Source organism: Paenibacillus helianthi, assembly GCF_001909055.1.
GTDB lineage: Bacteria > Bacillota > Bacilli > Paenibacillales > Paenibacillaceae > Paenibacillus_AQ > Paenibacillus_AQ helianthi.
On sequence record NZ_LVWI01000117.1, the window covers coordinates 1 to 2,094 of the forward strand.

Genomic DNA, 2,094 nt, shown 5'->3' on the forward strand with positions numbered 1-2,094 from the left:
GCATCTAGCCATAGCTTCGGTGGTGTGTTTAGCCCCGTTACATTTTCGGCGCAGAGTCACTCGACCAGTGAGCTATTACGCACTCTTTCAATGGTGGCTGCTTCTAAGCCAACATCCTGGTTGTCTGTGCAACTCCACATCCTTTCCCACTTAACACACACTTGGGGACCTTAGCTGATGGTCTGGGCTGTTTCCCTTTTGACAATGGATCTTAGCACTCACTGTCTGACTCCCGGCAAGAAGTTAATGGCATTCGGAGTTTGACTGAGCTTGGTAACCCTTGCGGGCCCCGCACCCAATCAGTGCTCTACCTCCACCACTCCATTCACCGAGGCTAGCCCTAAAGCTATTTCGGGGAGAACCAGCTATCTCCGAGTTCGATTGGAATTTCTCCGCTACCCCCACCTCATCCCCGCATTTTTCAACATGCGTGGGTTCGGGCCTCCAGTGCGTGTTACCGCACCTTCACCCTGGACAGGGGTAGATCACACGGTTTCGGGTCTACGTCCACATACTTAGTCGCCCTATTCAGACTCGCTTTCGCTGCGGCTCCGGCTTCTCACCTTAACCTTGCATGTTAAACGTAACTCGCCGGTTCATTCTACAAAAGGCACGCCATCACCCCTAAAACGGGCTCTGACTTTTTGTAAGCACACGGTTTCAGGTTCTATTTCACTCCCCTTCCGGGGTGCTTTTCACCTTTCCCTCACGGTACTGTTTCACTATCGGTCGCCAGGTAGTATTTAGCCTTAGCAGATGGTCCTGCTGGATTCATACGGGGTTTCACGTGCCCCGCACTACTCGGGATCCGTCTCGGAGAGAACACAGTTTAGGTTACAGGGCTTTTACCTCTATCGCGGGCCTTTCCAGACCTCTTCACCTACCATATTCCTTTGTAACTCCATGTGAGACGTCCCACAACCCCAAGGGGCAAGCCCCTTGGTTTAGGCTGTTCCGCGTTCGCTCGCCGCTACTGACGGAATCACTATTGTTTTCTCTTCCTCAGGGTACTTAGATGTTTCAGTTCCCCTGGTCTGCCTCTACATACCCTATGTATTCAGGTATGAGTAACTGCGAATTACCACAGCTGGGTTTCCCCATTCGGACACCCCCGGATCAAAGCTTGCTTACAGCTCCCCGAGGCAGTTTCGTTGTTCGCCACGTCCTTCGTCGGCTCCTGGCGCCTAGGCATCCTCCGTGTGCTCTTATTAGCTTAACCATCGCTCCGGTGTTTCGCTTGTTCGCTCATCTTGTTTTAAACAGCGCTCCCGGATGAATCCGTTCGCTTGTCTGTTTAAAGCCAAAGGTCGCTTCACAATCGAAAACCTTCGCTTTCAGCATACTAATAACTATTTCAACTTGTTTACACAAGTTTCAGCTAAAAGATGTTCTAAAACGCATTTTCGTTTCGGTATCCAGTTTTCAAGGATCAAGGTACTACATTATACTATTTCATGTAAAACATTTTGGTGGAGCCAAGCGGGATCGAACCGCTGACCTCCTGCTTGCAAGGCAGGCGCTCTCCCAGCTGAGCTATGGCCCCATAAAGGGATATAATGTTATATGGTGGGCCTTGGTGGACTCGAACCACCGACCTCACCCTTATCAGAGGTGCGCTCTAACCAACTGAGCTAAAAGCCCATATAACATATATAACATTTTGAATCAACCAAAGGATTGGTTGTCCGCTTGGCAGCGTCCTACTCTCCCAGGACCCTTCGGTCCAAGTACCATCGGCGCTGGAGGACTTAACGGTCGTGTTCGGGATGGGTACGTGTGGAACCCCTCCGCTATCGCCACCAAACGCATACGAAAGAGACTTGCTCTTTCAAAACTGAACACGAGTGAGTGTTCGAACCCAAGGGTTCTAGTGGAAGTCAAGCTTCCGATTTGAATGTTTCCGTTGCAGGAAACGATTCTCCATAGAAAGGAGGTGATCCAGCCGCACCTTCCGATACGGCTACCTTGTTACGACTTCACCCCAATCATCTACCCCACCTTCGGCGGCTGGCCCCCTTGCGGGTTACCCCACCGACTTCGGGTGTTGTAAACTCTCGTGGTGTGACGGGCGGTGTGTACAAGACCCGGGAACGT

At 51.3% G+C, this 2,094-nt stretch carries 2 tRNA genes and 3 rRNA genes; all 5 read right to left on the reverse strand.

Annotation, left to right across the window (positions count from 1 at the left end):
• Positions 1-1,219: ribosomal RNA gene (locus A3844_RS33265) — 23S ribosomal RNA — on the reverse strand; the annotation flags it as partial.
• Positions 1,220-1,467: 248 nt separating this feature from the next.
• Positions 1,468-1,543 (reverse strand) — tRNA-Ala (locus A3844_RS31600).
• A 21-nt stretch (positions 1,544-1,564) separates the two neighbouring features.
• Positions 1,565-1,641 (reverse strand) — tRNA-Ile (locus tag A3844_RS31605).
• A 46-nt stretch (positions 1,642-1,687) separates the two neighbouring features.
• Positions 1,688-1,804: ribosomal RNA gene (rrf, locus tag A3844_RS31610) — 5S ribosomal RNA — on the reverse strand.
• Positions 1,805-1,926: 122 nt separating this feature from the next.
• Positions 1,927-2,094 (reverse strand): 16S ribosomal RNA (locus A3844_RS31615); the annotation flags it as partial.